Here is a 3,177-nt window from a genome sequence, read left to right as displayed (position 1 = left end):
CACCGCAGCCGACCGCGGTATCGAGATCGCGGCGGTGGTGCTCGAGGCGACGGTGACCGTCGTCGCGGGCGCCGCGGAGCTGAAGCGCATCGTCGAATCGTTCGTCACCCTCGCTCAGCAGGCCGCGCCCGCGCTGGCATTGCCGCAGGGGGCTGCGATGCTCGTCGCCGCGGCTCTCGAGCACCTCACCGCCGGTCTCGACGTGCTCGCCCGGATCACGACGGCCCTCACGGGCCTCACCGCGCGCATGACCGCGCTGATCCCCGAACCGGCGGGGGGCGACAGCTCCGGCCCGACGGAACTTCCGCCCGGGATGTCGACGATGGGCGGGGCACGGTCCGCCGGGGCCGGCGTCGAGGTGGCCCTGCCCGACGGCAGTGTCGCAGTCGCCCCGAACGCGACCGCCGCCGAGGCGGTGCGCCGCGCACTCGAGCAACAGGGCACGCCGTACGTGTGGGGCGGTGTCACTCCGGGACAGGGGCTCGACTGCAGTGGCCTCACCCAGTGGGCCTACGGACAGGCCGGCCTCGAGCTACCCCGACTGGCCCAGGAACAGGATGTGGGGACACCCGTGGACGCGGGCGCGGTGATGCCCGGCGACCTCGCCGTCTGGGACGGTCATGTGGCGATGGTCGTGGGGAACGGCATGATGGTCGAGGCCGGGGATCCCGTGGCCGTCACCCCGGTACGTACGACCAACAGCGGTATGGGATTCCAGGGTTTCTACCGGCCGACGGGCTGACCGCCGGACCTGGAACCGATCGGCCGCGGGGAACCGATCGTCGCGGCGCCGCGTCCAACCGGATATGGACACCGCGAGCACCGCTCCCGCGACAGCGACCGCCCGGAACCGGGCGGGCACGATCTCGGTCCGCACCACGGACGAGGGGCTGCCGATGGAACTGCAGATCGATCCGCGCGAACTCCGATACGGCGCCGCGCGGCTTGCCGAGGAGATCGTCGCGCTGAACCGCCGTGCCGCACTCGAGGCCGCGGCGCTGCGCCGCGACACGTTGGCGGCACAGGGCGTGCCCGGCGACGTCCTCGACAGGATCGGGCTTCCCACGCGGGCCGACGTCGCGCGGTCCCAGCAGCAACAAGACGAGACGCAGCCGCCGGTCTCGTGGCTGCGCCCGGTGTGAGGAACCGTGACGGAGCGGTGAGCACGGCGGATCGCGGAGACAGGAAGGAGAGCACCGTTGAGCGAACATCAGATCGACGCCGTCGTCGAGGACGTGCGCACCCGGCTCGGGGCGCTCGAGCTCACGCTGCGAGGGCTCGGAGCCGTGCAGTCGTCGGCGCAGAGTCCGGACGGAGCCGTCGTCGCGTGGGTCGACGGCAACGGGGCGCTCGCGCGGCTGCAGCTCGCCGAGTCGGTATCGCGGCGCGATGCGGCGGACCTCGCAGCGACGATTCTGGCCACCACGCACGAAGCGGCCCGCCGGGCTGCCGGCGAACGGGCTCGCCTGCTCGAAGAGCTTCGCGGTGCCCTCCGGTGATCGGACTCTCCCGGGCCCCGGGTATATCTTCGGGCCCGAGGTAGCTAGGCTTCCCGCCATGGCTGGAGACATCGTCCCGATCGAGCTCGGTCTCACCGACGGCGACCTCGTCACTCTGTGGGCACCGAGATGGCGCGAAGGCGACGACGAATGGGAGGCGTTTCTCGGTCACGGCGACGACCTCTATGCGTTTCCGACGGTCGCGCAGCTCGTGGCGTTCGTGCGCTCGGGTGCGGACAACGACCTCGTCGAGCATCCGGCGTGGCCGGTGGTCTCGAAGCTCGCGGCAGTCGAGTTCGAGCCCGAGTCCACCCGCTCGTTCGATCTGATCGGGGTTCCGGAGCTCGCCGCTGTGGACGCCGATCCCGTTGCCGTCTCCGAACTCCAGGACACCTTCGACATCGTCAGCATCCTCGGCGACGTCTGTGAGCTCGACGCGGTCACCAAGTTCTTCGAACGCCCCGAGATCGACGCCGTGCTGCGGTACGGCGTCGCGGCATTCGAGGGCCGCGACGGCGCGGACCTGTGGAACAAGATCGGGGTCGCGGTCGCGGAGGACTGGGACGCGGTCGTCGATGCGCTCGACGCCGTGGTGACGACACCGGCGGTCGACGAAGCGGTGGTCGCGGAGATCGAGTCCGAGCTGGTCGCGACGGACGAGAACGTCGTCGAGGCGGACGACACGGTGGAAGACGTCGATGACGACGACGAGTACGAGTACGTCGACAACGACGACGACTTCTGGGACGAGGTGGGAATCGACCCCATCAAGATCATCACCACCGACGGCACGTGGTTCACGCTCCGCTGCTACCTCGACGACGACGCCGTGTTCCTCGGCGCCGACGGCCTGATCTCGGTGTTCGGTTCGGAACGGGCCGTGGCCCGGTATCTCGCCGACCACCACGATCACGATCTCGCGACCCTCGAAACGTACGACGAGATCCGCCACGCCGCCACCGACGGCTCGCTCGAGATCACCGTGACCGAAGACAACGTCTACGTGCTCACGGGCATCGCCGACGACATCGCGGAGGGCATCACCGCCGTCGACCCCGAGCAACTCGAATTGGGTGTCGAACTGTTCACCGACGCCGCGAACTACGCGGGCGACGATTCGACCGATGCCGCGCTCGCGGGCTCGACCGAACTCGGCCTGTTCGTGAACTTCGTACTCGAACCGGATCCGGGCAGGCTCGAGCCGAGCCCGCCCTTCGAGCGCGAGGCCCTCGCGTGGCGCGAACTCGAGCGCGAGTTCGAAGCGCGCCTACGCAAGCACTGAGCGGCGTCAGCCGACGAGTACCGCGTAGCCGGGCTTGATGACGTCGTCGATCAGTGCGAGGCGCTGGTCGAACGGCAGGAACGCCGACTTCATCGCATTGATGGTGAACCGTTCGAGATCGACCCAGCCGTAACCGAAGGTGTCGACGAGTCGCAGCATCTCCTTGGTCATCGTGGTGTCGCTCATGAGGCGGTTGTCGGTGTTGACGGTGACGCGGAACCGCAGTCGTGCCAGCAGATCGAACGGATGCTCCTCGAGCGTGCGCACGGCTCCGGTCTGCACATTCGAACTCGGGCACAGCTCGAGGGGAATCCGCTTGTCCCGCACATAGTTTGCAAGCAGACCGAGGGTGGCAGTGCCGTCGTCGTGGACGGCGATGTCGTCGACGATGCGCAC

4 protein-coding genes and 1 pseudogene are annotated in these 3,177 nt (G+C 69.0%); 4 read left to right on the top strand and 1 reads right to left on the bottom strand.

The annotated features are described in order from the left end of the window. The 4 genes from Q8814_RS25310 to Q8814_RS25295 all read left to right on the top strand — a co-directional run. Positions 1 to 742: C40 family peptidase (locus Q8814_RS25310; protein WP_330154706.1), on the top strand; the 742-nt coding region annotated here is incomplete at its 5' end. A 64-nt stretch (positions 743 to 806) separates the two neighbouring features. Continuing rightward, positions 807 to 1,142 (top strand): hypothetical protein, encoded by a 336-nt coding sequence (locus tag Q8814_RS25305; protein WP_330154705.1) that lies wholly within the window; start codon positions 807 to 809, stop codon positions 1,140 to 1,142. A gap of 57 nt (positions 1,143 to 1,199) precedes the next feature. After that, positions 1,200 to 1,499 carry a YbaB/EbfC family nucleoid-associated protein gene (locus tag Q8814_RS25300; RefSeq protein WP_330154704.1) on the top strand — a complete coding sequence of 100 codons (300 nt, stop codon included), beginning with the start codon at positions 1,200 to 1,202 and terminating at the stop codon, positions 1,497 to 1,499. A 58-nt stretch (positions 1,500 to 1,557) separates the two neighbouring features. Beyond that, on the top strand, positions 1,558 to 2,781 hold the full coding sequence (locus Q8814_RS25295) for a primosomal protein (RefSeq protein WP_330154703.1): 1,224 nt from the start codon (positions 1,558 to 1,560) through the stop codon (positions 2,779 to 2,781). Between the two features lie 6 nt (positions 2,782 to 2,787). Here Q8814_RS25295 and Q8814_RS25290 read toward each other — a convergent pair. Beyond that, a pseudogene (locus tag Q8814_RS25290) lies at positions 2,788 to 3,177 on the bottom strand (adenosine deaminase); the annotation flags it as partial.

Source organism: Rhodococcus chondri, from assembly GCF_036327435.1.
Classification (GTDB): domain Bacteria; phylum Actinomycetota; class Actinomycetes; order Mycobacteriales; family Mycobacteriaceae; genus Rhodococcus; species Rhodococcus chondri.
This window is presented reverse-complemented; position numbering and strand designations above follow the sequence as displayed.